The organism is Antribacter gilvus (assembly GCF_003946865.1).
In the GTDB taxonomy this organism is placed as follows: domain Bacteria; phylum Actinomycetota; class Actinomycetes; order Actinomycetales; family Cellulomonadaceae; genus Antribacter; species Antribacter gilvus.
Genome location: NZ_QXTH01000003.1, coordinates 252,701 through 269,817 on the forward strand (window position 1 = coordinate 252,701; position 17,117 = coordinate 269,817).

Sequence of the window (17,117 nt, forward strand, 5' to 3'; positions counted from 1 at the left end):
CCGTGACACGATGCTGCGACCATCCGGGGATGGGGATCCTGACGGAGTACTTCGCGGCGCCGACCGACGAGGCCGCCGCGACCGTGCTCTCTGCCCCCGGTGGGCCGTCCGCGCCGGACCGGACCGCCGGCGGGCCGCGCTTCGACACGGTCGAGCTGCCGTCCGTCGACCCGTTCGTCATGCTGGGCACGCTCGCCGAGATGCTCTGCGGGCTGCCGTACGGCGAGATCACCGCGAACCCGCGGCACGGGGCCCTGGTGGGCAGCGGAGGCGACGAGGGTCCGTGGGTCGTGACGGTGTCGGAGGTGCTCACCGCCGACCTCGCCGCGTCGCAGCCCAACCGGCTCGCCGAGATGGTCCGCGCCTGGACCCGCACCCACGCCGTCAACGCCCCGCCGCACCGCCTGGTCGCCGGCATGGTGGCCCTGTCCGCGCTCGCGAGCCGCGCGGTGGTGAACCGCGAGTCGCTCTACTGCTGGACGTGCCTGTCGGACTGACCCCACCCACAGTGCCCGGGCGGCAGCTCAGAGCTGGGCGGACCAGCGACGCTCGGTCACCTCGCGCACGCCCGTGGCGAGCGTCCGGACGGTCCCGTCGAAACCGAGGCCCGCGGAGCCGTAGAAGTCCTCGCGGGCGGTGTCGCCCTCGAGCACCCAGGTCTTGACCTGCTCGGCGCCGTCGGTCCGCAGCCGGTCCACCGCTGCGGACAGCAGCCGCGAGCCGTGACCGGCGCGCTGAAAGGCCGGCTCGACCTCGAGCGAGAGGATCTGGCTCGGAGCCACGGCGGCGAAGCCCACGATCCGCGGCCCGTCGAGGGCGACGAACAGCGCGAAGCCCGGACCCGGCGTCGACTGGAGGCTCGCGGCCCAGCGCTCCTGCATCTTGCCGGTGTCGAGGGCGTCGATGACGCCGTCGCCGAGGATCCCGGCGTGCCGCCAGGCGGCGACCTGGACGCGCGCCATCGCCTCGTCGTCGCCGGCGACGGCGGGGCGGACGGACACGTCGGCGGTCTCGCGGAACAGGGTCACCCTCCGACCCTACCGGCCGCGGATCGCCCGCCACGACGCCGCAGAGGAGCGCCGCGGGCGCTCGTGGGGACGCTCGCGGCCTTGCCGTCAGCCCCAGCCCAGCGCGCGCAGCCCCGCCGCCGTGGCGGCCGCAAGCACCACCACCAGGACGAACGGCGCACGCAGCGCGAGCGCGAGAGCGGCGACGGCGAGGGCCGGGACGCGGGCGTCGACGGTCAGCGACTGCCCGTCGCCCACCGTCTGCACCACCACGAGGGACACGAGCAGAGCCACCGTCACCAGGGACGTTGTGCGGGTGACCCTCTCGGACTCGAGCCACTTCTGGGGCACCAGGTGCCCGGCGAGCTTGAGGGCGAAGCAGAGCAGCGACGCGACGAGCACCGTCGCCCACAGGACGGCGTCGGTCATCGCGCGGCCTCCTTCTGGTCGGCGGTGTCGCCGGTCTCCTCATCGGCCGCCACGGCGGGCGAGAGCTGCCCCACGAGCACCGCGACCGTCGCGGCCGCGAGGACCGGGATCCCCGCCGGGACCACCGGGATCAGAGCCGCGCTCGCCACGACGGCGAGCGCGGCCACGACCTGCGCCCGGCGCGGGGCGAGGCGCGGCCACACGAGCGCGAGGAACGCGGCGGCGGCCGCGGCGTCGAGGCCCCAGGCGCGCGGGTCGCCGAGCGCGTCACCGGCGAGCGCGCCGAGGAGCACGAACGCGTTCCACAGCACGTATACGCCCACGCCCGTGACCCAGAACCCCACGCGGGAGGAGGCGGGGTCGGGCTGGGCGGCGGCCACCGCCGTCGACTCGTCGATGGTGAGCTGCGCCGCCGCGAGGCGCCGCCACCCGCGAGCATTCAGCAGGGGAGACACCACCGCGCCGTAGAGCGCGTTGCGGAGCCCGAGCAGGCTCGCCGTCGCGACGGCGGCCACCGGGCCGCCGGCCGCCCCCACCACGCCGACGAGCGCGAACTGCGACCCGCCGGAGAACATCAGCAGGCTGAGCGCCATGGTGGGGAGCAGGCCGACCCCGGCGGCGACCGACAGGGCACCGAACGAGATGCCGTACAGGCCCGTCGCCAGGGACACGCTCAGGCCCTGGCGGACGGCGGCGCGCGTGGCCGGGTCGGGGGAGAGCACGTTCACGGCCCGACCCTACGTCGGCCTCCGGTGGTCAGAGCGCCACGTACACGGTCTCCTGGTACTCCTCGAGCCCGGCCTCCCCGCCCTCGCGACCGAGGCCGGAGTGCTTGAGCCCGCCGAAGGGGGCGCTCGCGTCGGACACGAGGCCGCGGTTGATGCCGATCATCCCGGCCTCGACCTCGTCCATGACGCGCGTCGCCCGGGAGAGGGACGTCGTGAACGCGTAGGCGGCTAGGCCGAACTCGGTGTCGTTCGCCAGCTCGAGGGCCTCGTCGTCGGACCCGAAGGCGACGATCGGCGCCACCGGGCCGAAGATCTCCTCCCGCACGGCGCGGGCCTGGGGGTCCACCCCGGTGATGACCGTCGGGTTCCAGAAGTGGCCGGGGCCCTCCGGACGGTCACCGCCGACGAGCACCTGAGCACCGCGGTCCGTCGCGTCCGCCACGAGCTCGGCGACCTTCTCGACCGCGGACGCCTGGATGAGCGGCCCCACCTGGGTGCCCGGCGCGAACCCGGGGCCCACCTGGAGGTTCTCGAATGCGGCGGCGAGGCGGCGCCCGAACTCCCGCGCGACGTCGACGTGCACCAGGAAGCGGTTCGCGGCCACGCAGCTCTGGCCGGCGTTGCGGAGCTTGGCCACGAGCGCACCCTCGACGGCAGCGTCGAGGTCCGCGTCCGCGAAGACGACGAACGGCGCGTTCCCGCCGAGCTCCATGGAGCAGTTGAGGACCTGCTGCGCGGCCTGCTCCAGCAGGAGGCTGCCCACGGGCGTGGAGCCGGTGAACGAGAGCTTGCGGAGGCGCGGGTCGGTGAGCAGGGGAGAGGTGACCGAGCCGGCCGACGAGCTCGGGATGACGTTGACCACGCCCGTCGGCAGGCCGCGCTCGGCCAGCTCCTCGCGGAAGATCTCCGCGACGAACATCGTGGTCATCGGCGTGAGCCGGGCCGGCTTGATCACGACGGGGCACCCGGCGGCGAGCGCCGGCCCGATCTTCCGGGTCGCCATCGCGATGGGGAAGTTCCAGGGCGTGATGAGGAGGGCGGGTCCCACGGGCCGGCGGTGGACGAGCTGCCGGTTGGCGCCCGACGGCGCGGTGCGCGACAGGCCGTCGGAGCGCACCGCCTGCTCGGCGTACCAGCGGAGGAACTCCGCGCCGTAGGTCACCTCGGCGCGGGCCTCCGCCAGGGGCTTCCCGGCCTCGGCGGTGATCAGGGCCGCCAGGTCGTCGGTGCGGGCGATGATGCGTTCGAACACCGCGCGGAGGAGCTCCGACCGCTCACGGGGCGCGGTGGCGCGCCAGGCGGGGGCGGCGTCGTGGGCCGCGGCGAGCGCCCGGAGCGCGTCGTCGGGCGTGGCGTCCGCCACGTCGAACAGGGCCCTCTCGGTGGCGGGGTCGTGGACCTCGAAGGTGGCTCCGTCGGTGGCGGGGCCCCAGTGGCCGTCCACGAGCACGCCGGTGGGCAGGTGGGCCACAAGGGTCGGGGGTAGCATCGTTGCCGTCATACCGATCAGTATGTCGTGAAACCCATGCTGCTCGCTGCCCCGTCTTTTGCGGGGTCCGGGTGCTGGCTGTGCCCGCGGTGGCGGGCCGCCAGACGGTACCGTGGACCCATGGTCCTTCCTGTCGCCTCCCCTGGAGCCCCTGTGCGCCCCTTCGGCGCGGTGCTCACCGCCATGGTCACGCCGATGACGCCGGACGGCGTCGTCGACCTTGATGCTGCGGTTCGGGTCGCGAAGAAGCTGGTCGACGACGGGAACGACGGCCTGGTGCTGTCCGGCACCACCGGCGAGTCGCCGACCACGCACGCGCCGGAGAAGCAGGAGCTGGTCGCCGCGGTGGTCGAGGCCGTGGGTGACCGCGCCGTCGTCGTCGCGGGCGCCGGCTCGAACGACACCGACCACGCTGTCCGGATGGCCGTCCAGGCCGCCGAGGCGGGGGCCGACGGCCTGCTGGTCGTGTCGCCGTACTACTCGCGCCCCAGCCAGGAGGGCCTGTACCGGCACTTCGCGACCGTCGCGGACGCCACCGACCTGCCCGTCATGCTGTACGACGTCCCGGGTCGCACCTGCGTCCGGATCGCCCCCGGCACGTGGGAGCGCATCGCCGCGCACCCGCAGGTGGTCGCGAACAAGGACGCCACGGGCGACGTCTACGCGGCGACGAAGCTCGCCGCCGCGACCGGCCTCGCCTGGTACTCCGGCGACGACGCGCTGCTGCTGCCGTTCCTGGCGCACGGCGGAGCCGGTATCGTGTCCGTGTCGGCCCACGTCGTGGGCCGCACCTTCGCCGAGGTGGTGCGCCGGTTCGACGCCGGGGACCACGTCGGCGCCCTCGCGGTCTTCCGCACCGCGATCCCCGTCATCGACGCCGTCAACGGCGCCGGCTTCCAGGCCGTCATGGCCAAGGCCGCGCTCCAGGTCCAGGGCGTCATCGAGCACCGAACCCTGCGTCTGCCTTACGTGGAGGCGAGCGACGACGAGGTCGCCGCCGTCCGCGAGGCGCTCGCGCAGGCCGGGGTGCTCAGCCCGGCCACCGCGGGCGCGGCCCGCGTCGGGCAATGAGACTTTGTAGGAACGAGGCCTTGGAGGCCAAGTGAGCCACCCTCACCCTGAACTATCCCTTCCGCCCGCGCTGCCGCCCGGCGGCCTGCGTGTGGTCGCCCTCGGCGGCCTCGGCGAGGTGGGGCGCAACATGGCAGTCCTCGAGCACGAGGGCCGCCTGCTGATCATCGACTGCGGCGTCCTCTTCCCCGAGGACAACCAGCCCGGCGTGGACCTGATCCTGCCGGACTTCGACTACATCAAGGACCGTCTCGCCGACATCGAGGCGATCGTCCTGACGCACGGGCACGAGGACCACATCGGTGCCGTCCCGTACCTCCTGCGCCTGCGGCGCGACATCCCGATCGTGGGCTCCCAGCTGACCCTCGCGTTCATCGAGGCCAAGCTCAAGGAGCACCGCATCACCCCGCTGACCCTCGCGGTCAAGGAGGGGCAGGTCGAGAAGCTCGGCATCTTCGAGTGCGAGTTCGTGGCCGTGAACCACTCCATCCCGGACGCGCTCGCCGTCGCGGTCACCACCGCTGCCGGCACCGTGCTGCACACGGGCGACTTCAAGATGGACCAGCTCCCGCTCGACGGGCGCATCACCGACCTGCGTGCGTTCGCGCGCCTGGGCGAGAAGGGAGTCGACCTGTTCATGGTCGACTCCACGAACGCCGAGGTGCCGGGCTTCGTCACGCCCGAGGTCGAGATCGGGCCCGTGCTGGACACGGTGTTCGGGCAGTCGGACAAGCGGATCATCGTGGCGTCGTTCTCGTCGCACGTGCACCGCGTCCAGCAGGTCCTCAACGCCGCGCACAACCACGGCCGCCGGGTCGCCTTCGTGGGCCGGTCGATGATCCGCAACATGGGCATCGCCGCCGAGCTGGGGTACCTGAACATCCCCGAGGGCGTGCTGATCGACGTCAAGAAGGCCGGCAACCTGCCCGACGACCGGATCGTCTACATGTCGACCGGCTCCCAGGGCGAGCCCATGGCAGCGCTGTCGCGCATGGCCAACGGCGACCACCAGGTCCAGGTGAGCCACGGCGACACGGTGATCCTCGCGTCGTCCCTCATCCCGGGCAACGAGAACGCGGTCTTCCGCATCATCAACGGGCTCACCCGCCTCGGTGCGCGCGTGGTGCACGGCGGCAACGCCAAGGTGCACGTGTCGGGCCACGCCTCGGCCGGCGAGCTCATGTACTGCTACAACATCATCAAGCCGCGCAACGTCATGCCGGTGCACGGCGAGGTGCGCCACCTCGTCGCCAACGCGGCCATCGCGGTCAAGACCGGTGTGCCGGCCGACCGCGTGGTGCTGGCCGAGGACGGCGTGGTCGTGGACCTCGTCGACGGGCGCGCGTCGGTCGTCGGCGCGGTGCCGTGCGGCTACGTCTACGTGGACGGTTCCTCGGTGGGCGAGATCACGGAGGTCGAGCTCAAGGACCGCCAGATCCTCGGCGAGGAGGGCTTCGTGTCCGTCTACGCCGTGATCGACACCGCGACGGGGAAGGTCCTCGCCGGGCCCCAGATCCTGGCGCGCGGCATGGCTGAGGACGCCAAGGTGTTCGACGGCGTGCTGCCGGAGCTCACCACGGCCCTCGAGAACGCCATCGCCGGCGGGGCCACGGACACGCACCAGCTCCAGCAGGTCATGCGCCGGACCGTGGGCCGCTTCGTGGCCACGCGTCTGCGTCGCAAGCCGATGATCGTCCCGGTGGTCGTGGAGGCCTGACCCTCTCCCGCTGTGGGTACGCGTATGGCCGCCTCTCCGCCCGGAGAGGCGGCCATACGCGTACCCACAGGGGCCTTGAAGGTGGTGCCCAGATGTCCGGTACGCTGCGGTTTTCGTCGAACGAGAGCCCGTGATGACCGACCTGCACCTCCTCCCGGCCACGGAGCCGTCCGTCCCGGAGCGCCTGCCGCCGATCCCCTCCGGGCTGGCACTCGCGACCCAGGTCATCGCCTGCACCTGGATCGCACTGGCATGGCTGTCCCTCGTCGCGTCGTTGGACCCCTACGCGGGGACGTTCCACCTGCTCGTCAGCCTCTCGTTCCTGCCGGTCGAGATCTCGGCGGTCGTCGTCGTCGGGTTCTGGCTCACCGAGAGCCGGCGCCTCGCCGAGCGCATGTCGCCCGGCTACCGCCATCGCAAGCACATCGCGTTCCTCTGGCTCGGCTGGGTGCTGCCGATCGTCGAGCTCTGGTACCCGTACCTGGGGGTCCGGGACGTCCATCGGGCCACCGTCGGACCGACGGCGCGAGGTTGCGGCCTCTGGTGGACGTCCTACCTCGTCCTTCGGCTCTCGATGGGCGCCGTCGGGCTCGCCGACCTGTACCTCGCGGAGAAGGGCGGCCCCGTCCTTCGACTGAGTGTTCTGCCGTGGTTCGAGCTTGGGAGCGCCTCAGCCACCCTGCTGGCCGGGATCCTCTGGATCCGCATCGTCCGGCAGGTCACCGAGACGCAACGGAGGCGGGTCGCCGCGATTGAGGCAGCCCAGCGCTCCCACCTCGCCCCCTGACCCCTCCCGCTGTGGGTGGGCGGGTCAGCTCCGCAGCAGCGGCGGGCCGACGGCGGAGAGGGCGTCCGCGTAGCGTCGCTCCCGCGTCGCGTCGTCGCCCGGCAGCAGGCCCACGAGCTCCAGGGAGACCAGGCCGTGGACCAGCCCCCACAGGCCCACGGCGGCGTCCTCGACGCGCTCGGGCGGGGCGCCGTCGAGCACCCGCGCGACGGCGGCCCGCAAGACGCCGAACGTGGGCAGCTCGGTCGCGGGCACCGGCCGGGCGTGGCCGTCGTCGTCCGTGCCCGACCGCGCCCCGCCGGGACCGGTCCCGCCCGCAGGCTCTCCTGCCGCGGGGCCGGGCGGCACGGCCCTGGCGAACATGACCCGGTAGAAGTGCGGGTCGGCGAGCGCGCTCCGGCGGTAGGAGAGCCCGAGCCCGGCCAGGTCGGCGACGGGGTCGGCGGTACGGGGCGCCGCCGCGAGGTGCGTGGCGAACCGGCGGAATCCCTCCGCGCTGACGGCGGCCACCAGGTCCTCGCGCGACCCGAAGAGCGAGTAGACCGCGGAGGCGCTCGTCCCGGCCTCCGTGGCGACGGCCCGCACGGTGACTGCCCCCTCGCCGCTCGCCGAGATGACGCGCGAGGCGACCTCGAGCAGGCGGGTGCGGAGGGCGTCGTCGTGCAGGCGCGGGCGGGGCATGCGACGAGTCTAGGGCCTTGACGCCGGTTCGCGAACGGTGTTCTATAACACTGTTACGGAATCGGGGGCCGGTGGTCCGGCCGAACGAGGGAGAGACCATGCTCGAGCTGACCGACGCCGCCCGCACCACCGCCGGCGTCGTCCTGCTGACCGTCGTGGGCATCGAGTCGGGCGGGTGGTTCCTGCTCCAGGTGGTGCGCGGCGCCGTGCCCGCCACCGATTTCCAGAAGGCGTTCTATCGCGCCGGGCATGCGCACGCCGGCGTTCTCGTGATCCTCGGGCTCGTCAGCCTGATCCTGACGGAGGCCACCGACCTGGCGGGGTTCTGGCGCTGGCTCGCCGGGACCGGCGTGCTCGTCGCTGCGATCCTGCTGCCCGCCGGCTTCTTCTTCTCGGCGATGGGTGCCGGCCGGACCCGGCCGGGCAGTGCCGCGGTGCTCTTCCCCGTCGGGGCGGCCGTCCTCGCCGCCGGGGTGGTGACGCTCGGGGTGGGCCTGCTGACGGCCTGACGCGGTGCGCGTCCGCGGGTGAAATGTGCGATATCGTGCCAGTTCCCCGATGGAGAGGTCGCCGTGTCCGTTCACGACCCGTTCCGAGTGCCCTCCTCCTCGCACGCGGCGAGTGTGCCGGTTCCTGTGCCCACGCCCCCGTGGGAGCTGCCCGGCCCGCTCGGAGGGCCGGTCCTGGCGGGCCCCGCGCCCGCGGCCGGCCTCGCGTCGGGCTCCATCGTGCTCGCGTGGCTCGTGACGGGTGGGCTCGTGCTGCTGGCGGTCGCGGGTGGGTACTCGGAAGACACGTGGGTCGAGGCGGCGCAGCGGGGCGAGTCCTACATCGGCGCGGGGTTCACCCCTTTCCTCGGCGTCTCCTTGATCATCGCGCCCCTCGTCGTGGCCGCCTACGTGGTGGCGTGCCTGTGGCTCCAGGCGAGCCGCGCCTTCGTCGCGGTACGGAACCCGTCCGCACGGCGGCGTCGGTCCACAGGGTGGATCTGGTTCGCCTGGTTCGTGCCGGTGGTCCAGATCTGGTTCCCCTACGAGGTGGTCCGCGACGTGGAGCGCGCCACGGTGCGTGGACGACGTGCCTTCGGGGCGGTCGCGTGGTGGCTCTGCTGGTTGATGGGGCTGCTGCTCATCTGGTCGGGGTACCAGTGGACCGGGGGGTTCCTCGGTGCGGACCCCCTGACCGACTCGGCGAGCTCGATCCACGAGAACTACACGGTTCTGGCCGGCTTCGCCGTGATCGCCTGCGCTCTCTGGACCCGCATCGTGGTCGGGGTGCGCAACGGCCAGCGTGCGATGGTCGCCGGGCTGCTCCGCGGCTAGAGGAGGACACACCGGGCCCGCCTCCGGCGCTCGCCCGGGACCCGCCGGTACGGTGGGGGCATCATGGCGACCCGCACGACAGCACCGCGCGCGACCAAGCAGACCGGTGGGAAGCGTTCCCCGAGCAGCCGGACCTCGCGTCCGGCTGCTCGGGCGGCAGCCCCCGCACCGTCCCGGCCCCCGTGGCCGGTCCGCGCGGTCCGCGGTGCCTGGCTCGGCGTCGCGCACGCCGTGGGCGGCGCCACCCGGACGATCAGCCGAGGAGCCCAGGACCTGGACCCGGAGCACCGCAGGGACGGCATCGCGTTCTTCCTCCTCGGGCTCGCGGTGGTGGTCGCCGCGCGGGAGTGGTGGGGGATCGAGGGCGCCTTCGGCGACGGCGTGCACGCGGTCGTCGCGGGCACGCTCGGTCTCGCGGGCGTGGCGCTGCCCGTGCTGTTCGTGTGGCTCGCGCTGCGGCTGATGCGGCACCCCGAGCGCACGCAGGCGAACGGGCGCGTCACGATCGGCGTCACGCTGCTGACCGTCGCCGTGTGCGCGCTGGTCCACGTGGCGAACGGGCTGCCCAACCTCGCGGAGGGGTTCGACGAGGTCCGTGCGGCGGGCGGCGTGATCGGCTACCTGACGGCGACGCCGGTGGTCGCCGGTCTCACCGAGTGGTTCGCCGTGCCGCTCTTCGTGCTGCTGGGCTTCTTCGCCCTGCTCGTCGTGACTGCCACGCCGGTGCACCGTATCCCCGAGCGTCTGCGCGGCGTCTACGACCGCCTCACGGGCAACCACGGGGCCGAGGACGGAGAGGTCGACGCGGACGGCCTGCCGCTGGCCGACGGCGTGTCCCGGCACGACGGCACGGACAGCGCCCGCACCGCGTCCCGTACGGGCCGGAAGCGGCGGACCCGCGCCGAGAAGGAGGCCGAGCGCGCCGAGCGTGCCGCCCTCGAGGGGTTCGCCGGCGACGAGGCGTTCGAGAAGGCAGCCCTCCTGGAGCGCGAGCTCGCCGAGAGCGCGGCGCGCGGCGACAAGGCCACCACGCAGGTGATCCCGCTCGGTGCGGGCACCGGGCCGGTTCCGGCCGCCCCCTCGGCCACCGGCAAGGACGGGCCGGGAGCGGCAGGTGCGCGACCGGCGTCGGGCCCCCGGCTGCCGCAGGAGACGTCCGCGGTCCCGCGGGGCGTCCAGCCCATGCTGGAGGGCGACACGGTGTACGTGCTGCCCGACGAGGGGCTGCTGGTGCAGGGCCCGCCGCACAAGACGCGGTCCGCGGCGAACGACCGCGTGGTCGAGGCGCTGACGGGCGTGTTCCAGCAGTTCGAGGTCGACGCCAGCGTCACAGGCTTCACGCGTGGCCCCACCGTGACCCGGTACGAGGTCGAGGTGGGCGCCAAGACGAAGGTCGAGCGCATCACGTCCCTCGCCAACAACATCGCGTACGCGGTGGCGAGCGCGGACGTGCGGATCCTCTCGCCCATCCCGGGCAAGTCGGCGATCGGCATCGAGATCCCCAACGCCGACCGCGAGACGGTGGTGCTGGGCGACGTGCTGCGTTCGTCCGCGGCGCGGCGCACCGAGCACCCCATGATCATGGGCGTGGGCAAGGACGTCGAGGGCGGCTACGTCGTGGCGAACCTCGCCAAGATGCCGCACATCCTCGTGGCGGGCGCCACCGGCGCGGGCAAGTCGAGCTTCATCAACTCGCTGATCACCTCCATCCTCATGCGGTCCACGCCGGAGCAGGTGCGGCTCGTCCTGGTGGACCCCAAGCGCGTGGAGCTCACGATCTACGAGGGCATCCCGCACCTCATCACGCCCATCATCACGAACCCCAAGAAGGCCGCCGAGGCCCTGGACTGGGTGGTCCGCGAGATGGACGCGCGCTACGACGACCTCGCGGCCTTCGGCTACAAGCACGTCGACGACTTCAACGCTGCCGTGCGGTCGGGCAAGGTGAAGCCCATCCCGGGCTCCGAGCGCAAGATCGCCCCCTACCCGTACCTGCTCGTCGTGGTGGACGAGCTCGCCGACCTCATGATGGTGGCCCCCCGTGACGTGGAGGCCTCGATCCAGCGGATCACCCAGCTCGCCCGCGCGGCCGGCATCCACCTGGTCCTGGCGACGCAGCGGCCCTCGGTCGACGTCGTCACCGGCCTCATCAAGGCCAACGTGCCGTCGCGGCTCGCGTTCGCGACGTCGTCCCTCGCCGACTCCCGCGTGGTCCTCGACCAGCCCGGGGCGGAGAAGCTCATCGGTCAGGGTGACGCGCTGTTCCTGCCCATGGGCGCCGCCAAGCCCATGCGCGTGCAGGGCGCGTGGGTCACGGAGTCCGAGGTGCATGCCGTCGTGGACCACGTGAAGGCGCAGCTCAAGCCCATGTACCGGCCCGACGTGACGGTGACGACCACCAAGAAGCAGATCGACGACGACATCGGCGACGACCTCGACCTCCTCCTCCAGGCGGCGGAGCTCGTGGTCACCACGCAGTTCGGCTCCACGTCGATGCTGCAGCGCAAGCTGCGCGTCGGCTTCGCCAAGGCGGGGCGCCTGATGGACCTGCTGGAGTCGCGCGAGATCGTCGGCCCGTCCGAGGGTTCCAAGGCGCGCGACGTGATGGTCCGGCCCGAGGACCTGCCGTCGGCGCTCGCCATGATCCGCGGCGACGGCCCGCAGCTCTTCGACCAGTCCGAAGGGTCCGACGACGGCGTGGCCGGCACGTCGCCCGGGGCGCAGGGCGCCTCGGCCCCCGACGGGTCCGGCGACCCGTACGCGGACGGGACCGAGGGCCACCTGCCGCCCGCGGCGAAGGACTACTACGACGACGCGGACGACCTGCGCTGAGCTGCCGGCGGGACGGCTGGGTGGCCGGTCACGGGCGCCGTACGACCAGCGGTGCCTCACCGGTAGGCGTGGGAGGGGCGACGAGCTCGAGCGCCTGCGGCCCGGCAGCCGTGCGGACCAGCTCCTGCCGCTCGTGCAGCTGAGCCTCGGAGAGACGACCGGCCGCGGGGTCGGCCGGCGCGCCGGCGATCGTACGGAGCCGGTGCCCGGCCGCCAGGTCCACCGTCGTGGCGGTCCAGCCCACGCCTGTGACCCGCGCGGGGCCGTGCGGCTCCTGCGTGACGGTGGCGGTGAGCAGCAGCCCCGAGGTGGACCGCAGCCCGCAGCAGCCCGGGTTCTGGTTCGAGAGGAGGTTGCCCAGTCCGTAGGCCACCCACAGGCCCAGGCCGTCCCGTCCGCCGGGCAGGAGCTCGACCGGCTGGGGTACGTGCGCGTGGTGGCCCAGGACGAGATCCACCTGGCCCGACGCCGCGAGGCGCACAGCGACGTCGCGCTGGTGGGCGGTGGGCTCCTGCGTGTACTCCGCGCCGTCGTGCACGCTCACGACCACGACGTCGGCCCCGGCGGCCCGTGCGGCGGCCGTCTGGGCGACGACCCGGTCGACGTCGATCAGGTCCACCGCCCAGGGCGCCTCGGCCGGCATCGGAAGGCCGTTGAGGCCGTACGTGACGGCGAGGTGCGCCACCGTGATCCAGCGACCGCTGCGGTGCAGGTCGTACAGCTGCGGCAGGGACTGCTCCTCGGCCGTGCGGGCCGTCCCGGCGTGGCCCATCCCCGCCGCGTCGAGCGCGTCGAGCGTCGAGACCACGCCTCGGAACCCCCGGTCCACGGAGTGGTTCGACGCCGTGGAGCAGCCGTCCCAGCCCTGCTCGCGCAGGTCGGCGACCAGTTCGGCCGGCGCCCCGAACAGCGGGTATCCGGTGGCGGCCGAGCCGGGCGGCGCGACAGGTACCTCCAGGTGGCACAGCGCGAGGTCCGCGCCACCCACCCACGCGTCGATGCCGGCCAGGAGCGGCGAGTAGTCCACGCGGCCGCCCCGCGCGGCCGACGCGTTCACCGGCCCGTGGGGAAGCACGTCGCCGCCCGCCAGGATCGTGAAGGTCGCGGGCATCGCGGTCGGGGCGGGAGGTGTCTCCTCCGGGATCTCTCGGGGGAGGGGTGGGGGCGTGCCGGGCCGCGGGGTGGGCGCGGACCCGGCCGGCGGCGAGGGGGTCACCGCGGACGAGGCGAGCTCCGGCGTCGGCGCGGGGGCGGGGTCCGGTGCCGGAACGCCGACCAGCCAGGCGAGCACGACGAAGAGGGACAGGGAGGTCCCGGCGCCGTTGCGCACCCGTTGGGCAGAATATCGGATATGGCCCACTTCTCAAGGGTAGTCCCGTGGCGGAGTGGCCCGGCGGACGCAGGGCCCGGCACCGGGCGGAGGTGAGGGTGAATCCTCGGCGCGGATAGGCTGGGGACATGGTCAACCCCCCACCGTCCCCCTGGAACATCGCGAACGCGGTCACGATGGTCCGCATCGCGCTCGTCCCGGTGTTCGCGTGGGCGCTGCTCGCCGAGGGCGGCGACAGCGTCACCTGGCGGCTCGTCGCCACCGGCATCTTCGTGGTCGCCGCGCTGAGCGACAAGGTGGACGGCTACCTCGCCCGCAGCCGCGGGCTCATCACCGATCTCGGCAAGCTGCTCGACCCGATCGCCGACAAGCTGCTCATCGGTGCCGCCCTGGTGCTGCTGTGGGTGCCGCTGGACGAGCTGCCCTGGTGGGTGCCGGTGGTCATCCTCGTCCGTGAGCTGGGGATCACCGCGATGCGCATGGCGGTGCTCAAGTACGCCGTCATGCCGGCGTCCCGCGGGGGCAAGCTCAAGACCGTGCTGCAGGCCGTGGCGATCTCCGGCTTCCTGCTGCCGCGCGAGGACCTGCCCTGGCTGACCGTCGTCTCGTGGGTGATCATGGGTGCCGCCGTCGCGGTGACCGTCGTGACGGGTGCCGACTACGCGTACCAGGGCTGGCGCCTGCGGCGGGACGCCAAGCGCGCCGCCGCGATCGCCCAGGCGGCGAGGGCTGCCGGGACCGCCGGGGCGGCCGGGACCGCGTCATGACCGCCGCCGAGGTCCTGACGGCTGCGGGCGCCCGCGGCTGGACCGTGGGGGTCGCGGAGTCGCTCACGGGCGGGCTGGTGACCGCCACCCTCGTGTCGGTGCCTGGGGCGTCGGCGGTGCTGCGGGGCGGTGTGGTCGCGTACGCGACCGACCTCAAGGCCGGGCTGCTGGGCGTGGACGCCGACCTGCTCAACGAGTACGGGGCGGTGGATCCCCGGGTCGCCGCACAGATGGCGACGGGCGTGCGCGTGGCGACCGGGGCCGACGTCGGCCTCGCGACCACAGGTGTGGCCGGACCCGACCCGCAGGACGGCAAGGAGCCGGGCCTCGTCTACGTCGCGGTGAGCACGCCCGACTCCGAGGAGGTGCGCCGGCTGCGGCTCGGGGGAGAGCGCAGCGAGGTGATCGGCGCGGCGGCGCGCGGGGTCCTGGAGCTCGCGCTCGAGGTTCTCGCCCGGATTCCGGGGCAGGACGCCGCGACCGCCGACCCCGGTGCAACGGAAGTTACGGTTGGGTGAATCTTCTTGGTCAATTCTTGCATAGGCCTTGACTTGGGGCAGTTCGGGAACAAGGCTCGTTCTACTGACGTTGGACGCGATGTGATAGCCAACAGGCCCACGGGTCGTACCGGACGCCAGTACTCCCCGGGTGCGGGGTACGGTAGGACGACCGCCGTAGCACGCGGGGGTCGTACCACTGGACGCAAGGCCCGCACGTCGGCACCGGCCCGCCCGGCCGGTCCGGAAGCGGTGGGAAACGGGACAGGCACGGGAAGGGGGCGCGAGATGGTCGTACTGCGACGAGAGATCGGTGACGTGCTGCGTGATGCGCGGCAGCGTCAGGGACGCACCCTGCGCGAGGTGTCTTCGGCGGCACGCGTGTCCCTGGGGTATCTGAGCGAGGTGGAACGCGGGCAGAAGGAAGCATCGTCGGAACTTCTGGCTTCGATCTGCGACGCGCTGGATGTCCCCATGTCGTTGGTTCTCCGCGAGGTGAGCGACCGGATCGCGGTCGCAGAGGGATTCCAGATCCCCGACACCATCCCTGCGGACTTCGTCTCCGGGCTGCTGGCCCGTGGCGACCGCGCCGGCCTGCGGCGCGAGACAGAGCGGGCCGACCTGGCACCGGTCGGCTGATCCCGGCTCCCTGAGCCGCACGAGCTACGGCGGGCGCTCCACCACCGGGTGGGACGCCCGCCGCTCGTCTGCCCGCTTCGTCTGCCCGCTGATCAGGGACGACGCTGGGGGAGGGTCGGGGTTGGCCCCCACGGGAAAGTGGGGGGCGCTCCGGATTCTGCTCTGAGCCGGTTGTCCGCCACGATGGTCCCCATGCCAGCCGTCCTGTCCGACCCCGTCAGTCCCAGCGACCCCTCGACCGGGTCCACCGCCGGACCCTTCGCCGGGTCGATCTCCGGGTCCATCGCCGCGACGGCGCCCCCGGCGGACGCCCGGAACGCCACGATCGTCGGCAGGGTCGGCGCGGCCGCTCTGGTGCCCATGATCGCGGCCCATGTCGTCGGCGCGGGCGTGGTCGATCCGGTGGTCGACCCGATCAGCTGGTACGCCTTCGTGCCGTGGGGCGGCGAGCTGATCCTGGTGGGCGGGCTGCTGCTCGCCTTCCTCGGACTGGTTCTCACGGTTCGCATGTACCGGTGCGGTCTCGCCTCCGGGCCCGTCCCGGCTGCCGCCATGGTCGTGTACGCGGTCGCGATGGTGCTGGTGGGGGTCTTCCCCACCGACCCCCCGGAGATGGGTGCCACCCTGTCGGCCACGATCCACCGGGTCAGCGCGGCGACCGCCTTCGTGGTGCTGCCGCTCGTGGGCCTCAGCCTGGCGCGCACGATCGTCCGGCCGCTCACCCCGTTCCCGCGCCTCCTGCGCAGCTCGGCCTACGTCCTCGGGGCCCTCGTGGGGGCCTTCCTGGCGATCCACCTCCCGCTGGCCATGGTGGGCTCCGGGATCGTCGCCTTCGGGCTCCTCGAGCGGATCGGCTTCATCATCATGATCGGCTTCCTGTTCCTCATCGGGGCCACGATCGACGGGGAGGCTCCGGGTGTGGGGGCGGGGGGACCGCTGGCCGCAGGCACGCTGGCCGCCGAGATAGGCGTGAGTCCCGCGAGACGGGCGTGAGCCCGTCGGGCCTGCTGGTCACGGCCGGGCTTGGCAGGACGGGCACCAGAACACCGGCCGCTCGAACGGCTGCTCGTTCGCGACGCCCACCGCTATCGGGGTGCCGCAGCGTCGGCACGGGCTGCGGAGCCGGCCGTGGACGTGGTGGCGCACACCCTGCATCCCCTGGGTACGGGCCACCGCGACGGCCCGCAGCATGAGCTGGTGGGCGGTGAGGAGCAGGGCGCGGCGGGCAAGGTCGTCGAGGTCGCCGGCGGGGGTCCACGGCCACAGCCGTCGCGCGAACAGCGACTCCGCCATCCAGATCGTGCCCATCCCGGCGACGGTGCGCTGGTCGAGCAGCGCGTCGCAGAGCGGCCGGAGCGGGTCGCGGACCAGGCGTTCGGCGCCCTCGGTCACGCCCGGCGGGTCGCCCGCCTCGAACTCGGCGTCCATCACGTCGGGTCCGAGGCCGTCGATCAGGCGCTCCTCGTCCCTGGTCCGGACGAGGTCCATCATCCCGAGGTGCCAGCCCAGGCACGTCCACCGCTCCGTCGCGAGGACGGCACGCACGGCGGGGTTGCGGCCGGCAGCCTCCCGGGTCCCTGTGCGGTGCACCCGCCAGTACCCTTCCATGCGCAGGTGGGTGTGCAGCGTGCGGCCGTCGTCGAGCCGCGTGAAGAGGTGCTTGCCGTACGCGGTGGTCCCGGTCGCGGTGGCGCCCACGAGGTGCGCGCCGCCCACGCTCGGCCACCGGAGCTCGGCCCGCACCAGCGGTGCGCCCGCCAGCGCTGCCGTCAGCCGCTCGGCGGTCAGGCGGAGGACGTCACCCTCGGGCATGGCCAGGGC

Annotated in this window: 18 protein-coding genes; 11 read left to right on the forward strand and 7 right to left on the reverse strand. The window is 73.3% G+C overall.

The features are described from left to right. The first annotated feature begins 29 nt into the window (after window positions 1-29). Window positions 30-497, forward strand: coding sequence for a hypothetical protein (locus tag D1350_RS06915; protein WP_125775238.1), 468 nt, complete (start codon window positions 30-32; stop codon window positions 495-497). Window positions 498-524: 27 nt separating this feature from the next. Here D1350_RS06915 and D1350_RS06920 read toward each other — a convergent pair whose 3' ends face one another. The 4 genes from D1350_RS06920 to D1350_RS06935 form a co-directional block, all read right to left on the reverse strand. After that, window positions 525-1,028, reverse strand: coding sequence for a GNAT family N-acetyltransferase (locus D1350_RS06920; protein ID WP_125775239.1), 504 nt, complete (start codon window positions 1,026-1,028; stop codon window positions 525-527). A gap of 87 nt (window positions 1,029-1,115) precedes the next feature. Beyond that, window positions 1,116-1,436 (reverse strand): AzlD domain-containing protein, encoded by a 321-nt coding sequence (locus D1350_RS06925; RefSeq protein ID WP_125775240.1) that lies wholly within the window; start codon window positions 1,434-1,436, stop codon window positions 1,116-1,118. Further along, window positions 1,433-2,164, reverse strand: a complete 732-nt coding sequence (locus tag D1350_RS06930) for an AzlC family ABC transporter permease (RefSeq protein ID WP_125775241.1) — start codon at window positions 2,162-2,164, stop codon at window positions 1,433-1,435. The genes D1350_RS06925 and D1350_RS06930 overlap by 4 nt, the downstream gene beginning before the upstream one ends. A 28-nt stretch (window positions 2,165-2,192) precedes the next feature. Continuing rightward, window positions 2,193-3,665 (reverse strand): NAD-dependent succinate-semialdehyde dehydrogenase, encoded by a 1,473-nt coding sequence (locus D1350_RS06935; RefSeq protein WP_125775242.1) that lies wholly within the window; start codon window positions 3,663-3,665, stop codon window positions 2,193-2,195. Window positions 3,666-3,773: 108 nt separating this feature from the next. Between D1350_RS06935 and dapA the strand changes: the two genes are divergently transcribed. The 3 genes from dapA to D1350_RS06950 all read left to right on the forward strand — a co-directional run bounded on the left by dapA (window position 3,774) and on the right by D1350_RS06950 (window position 7,228). Continuing rightward, the gene (gene dapA / locus D1350_RS06940) at window positions 3,774-4,724 is read left to right on the forward strand and encodes a 4-hydroxy-tetrahydrodipicolinate synthase (protein WP_125775243.1); all 951 of its coding nucleotides are present in this window, start codon (window positions 3,774-3,776) and stop codon (window positions 4,722-4,724) included. A gap of 31 nt (window positions 4,725-4,755) precedes the next feature. Continuing rightward, the gene (locus tag D1350_RS06945; RefSeq protein ID WP_125775244.1) at window positions 4,756-6,441 is read left to right on the forward strand and encodes a ribonuclease J; all 1,686 of its coding nucleotides are present in this window, start codon (window positions 4,756-4,758) and stop codon (window positions 6,439-6,441) included. Window positions 6,442-6,574: 133 nt separating this feature from the next. Next, on the forward strand, window positions 6,575-7,228 hold the full coding sequence (locus D1350_RS06950) for a DUF4328 domain-containing protein (protein ID WP_125775245.1): 654 nt from the start codon (window positions 6,575-6,577) through the stop codon (window positions 7,226-7,228). 24 nt (window positions 7,229-7,252) lie between these two features. On the opposite strand, the gene D1350_RS06955 is transcribed toward D1350_RS06950, so the two are convergent. Further along, window positions 7,253-7,909, reverse strand: coding sequence for a TetR/AcrR family transcriptional regulator (locus D1350_RS06955; RefSeq protein WP_125775246.1), 657 nt, complete (start codon window positions 7,907-7,909; stop codon window positions 7,253-7,255). Between the two features lie 98 nt (window positions 7,910-8,007). On the opposite strand from D1350_RS06955, the gene D1350_RS06960 reads away from it, so the two are divergent. From D1350_RS06960 to D1350_RS06970, 3 genes are all read left to right on the forward strand, one after another. After that, window positions 8,008-8,418, forward strand: a complete 411-nt coding sequence (locus tag D1350_RS06960) for a hypothetical protein (RefSeq protein WP_125775247.1) — start codon at window positions 8,008-8,010, stop codon at window positions 8,416-8,418. Between the two features lie 126 nt (window positions 8,419-8,544). After that, window positions 8,545-9,231: a DUF4328 domain-containing protein gene (locus D1350_RS06965; protein WP_164545058.1), complete on the forward strand. Its 687-nt coding sequence runs from the start codon at window positions 8,545-8,547 to the stop codon at window positions 9,229-9,231. A gap of 63 nt (window positions 9,232-9,294) precedes the next feature. After that, the gene (locus tag D1350_RS06970; RefSeq protein ID WP_125775249.1) at window positions 9,295-12,063 is read left to right on the forward strand and encodes an FtsK/SpoIIIE family DNA translocase; all 2,769 of its coding nucleotides are present in this window, start codon (window positions 9,295-9,297) and stop codon (window positions 12,061-12,063) included. Window positions 12,064-12,091: 28 nt separating this feature from the next. Here D1350_RS06970 and D1350_RS06975 read toward each other — a convergent pair whose 3' ends face one another. Beyond that, window positions 12,092-13,423, reverse strand: coding sequence for a CapA family protein (locus tag D1350_RS06975; protein ID WP_240643932.1), 1,332 nt, complete (start codon window positions 13,421-13,423; stop codon window positions 12,092-12,094). A 98-nt stretch (window positions 13,424-13,521) separates the two neighbouring features. Here D1350_RS06975 and pgsA point away from each other — a divergent pair, with 98 nt between their 5' ends. From pgsA to D1350_RS06995, 4 genes are all read left to right on the forward strand, one after another. Continuing rightward, the gene (pgsA, locus tag D1350_RS06980) at window positions 13,522-14,160 is read left to right on the forward strand and encodes a CDP-diacylglycerol--glycerol-3-phosphate 3-phosphatidyltransferase (protein ID WP_125775250.1); all 639 of its coding nucleotides are present in this window, start codon (window positions 13,522-13,524) and stop codon (window positions 14,158-14,160) included. Then, window positions 14,157-14,678 carry a CinA family protein gene (locus D1350_RS06985; protein WP_125775251.1) on the forward strand — a complete coding sequence of 174 codons (522 nt, stop codon included), beginning with the start codon at window positions 14,157-14,159 and terminating at the stop codon, window positions 14,676-14,678. The genes pgsA and D1350_RS06985 overlap by 4 nt, the downstream gene beginning before the upstream one ends. A gap of 267 nt (window positions 14,679-14,945) precedes the next feature. Next, a complete protein-coding gene (locus D1350_RS06990) occupies window positions 14,946-15,296 on the forward strand; it encodes a helix-turn-helix domain-containing protein (RefSeq protein WP_125775252.1) in 351 nt (116 codons plus the stop codon). A gap of 192 nt (window positions 15,297-15,488) precedes the next feature. Then, complete coding sequence (locus D1350_RS06995; protein ID WP_164545059.1) at window positions 15,489-16,289, forward strand: DUF998 domain-containing protein; 801 nt, start codon at window positions 15,489-15,491, stop codon at window positions 16,287-16,289. A gap of 18 nt (window positions 16,290-16,307) precedes the next feature. Here the strand turns inward: D1350_RS06995 and D1350_RS07000 are convergent, their stop codons facing one another. Beyond that, window positions 16,308-17,108, reverse strand: coding sequence for a DNA-formamidopyrimidine glycosylase family protein (locus D1350_RS07000; RefSeq protein ID WP_125775254.1), 801 nt, complete (start codon window positions 17,106-17,108; stop codon window positions 16,308-16,310). Window positions 17,109-17,117: the final 9 nt, after the last annotated feature.

Coding starts and splice junctions, on each gene's coding strand:
- D1350_RS06970 (WP_125775249.1), top strand. CDS start 9,295: ATGGCGACCCGCACGACAGCACCGCGCGCGACCAAGCAGACCGGTGGG.
- D1350_RS06915 (WP_125775238.1), top strand. CDS start 30: ATGGGGATCCTGACGGAGTACTTCGCGGCGCCGACCGACGAGGCCGCC.
- D1350_RS06955 (WP_125775246.1), bottom strand. CDS start 7,909: ATGCCCCGCCCGCGCCTGCACGACGACGCCCTCCGCACCCGCCTGCTC.
- D1350_RS06950 (WP_125775245.1), top strand. CDS start 6,575: ATGACCGACCTGCACCTCCTCCCGGCCACGGAGCCGTCCGTCCCGGAG.
- D1350_RS06990 (WP_125775252.1), top strand. CDS start 14,946: ATGGTCGTACTGCGACGAGAGATCGGTGACGTGCTGCGTGATGCGCGG.
- D1350_RS06985 (WP_125775251.1), top strand. CDS start 14,157: ATGACCGCCGCCGAGGTCCTGACGGCTGCGGGCGCCCGCGGCTGGACC.
- D1350_RS06935 (WP_125775242.1), bottom strand. CDS start 3,665: ATGACGGCAACGATGCTACCCCCGACCCTTGTGGCCCACCTGCCCACC.
- D1350_RS07000 (WP_125775254.1), bottom strand. CDS start 17,108: ATGCCCGAGGGTGACGTCCTCCGCCTGACCGCCGAGCGGCTGACGGCA.
- D1350_RS06925 (WP_125775240.1), bottom strand. CDS start 1,436: ATGACCGACGCCGTCCTGTGGGCGACGGTGCTCGTCGCGTCGCTGCTC.
- dapA (WP_125775243.1), top strand. CDS start 3,774: ATGGTCCTTCCTGTCGCCTCCCCTGGAGCCCCTGTGCGCCCCTTCGGC.
- D1350_RS06960 (WP_125775247.1), top strand. CDS start 8,008: ATGCTCGAGCTGACCGACGCCGCCCGCACCACCGCCGGCGTCGTCCTG.
- D1350_RS06995 (WP_164545059.1), top strand. CDS start 15,489: ATGCCAGCCGTCCTGTCCGACCCCGTCAGTCCCAGCGACCCCTCGACC.
- pgsA (WP_125775250.1), top strand. CDS start 13,522: ATGGTCAACCCCCCACCGTCCCCCTGGAACATCGCGAACGCGGTCACG.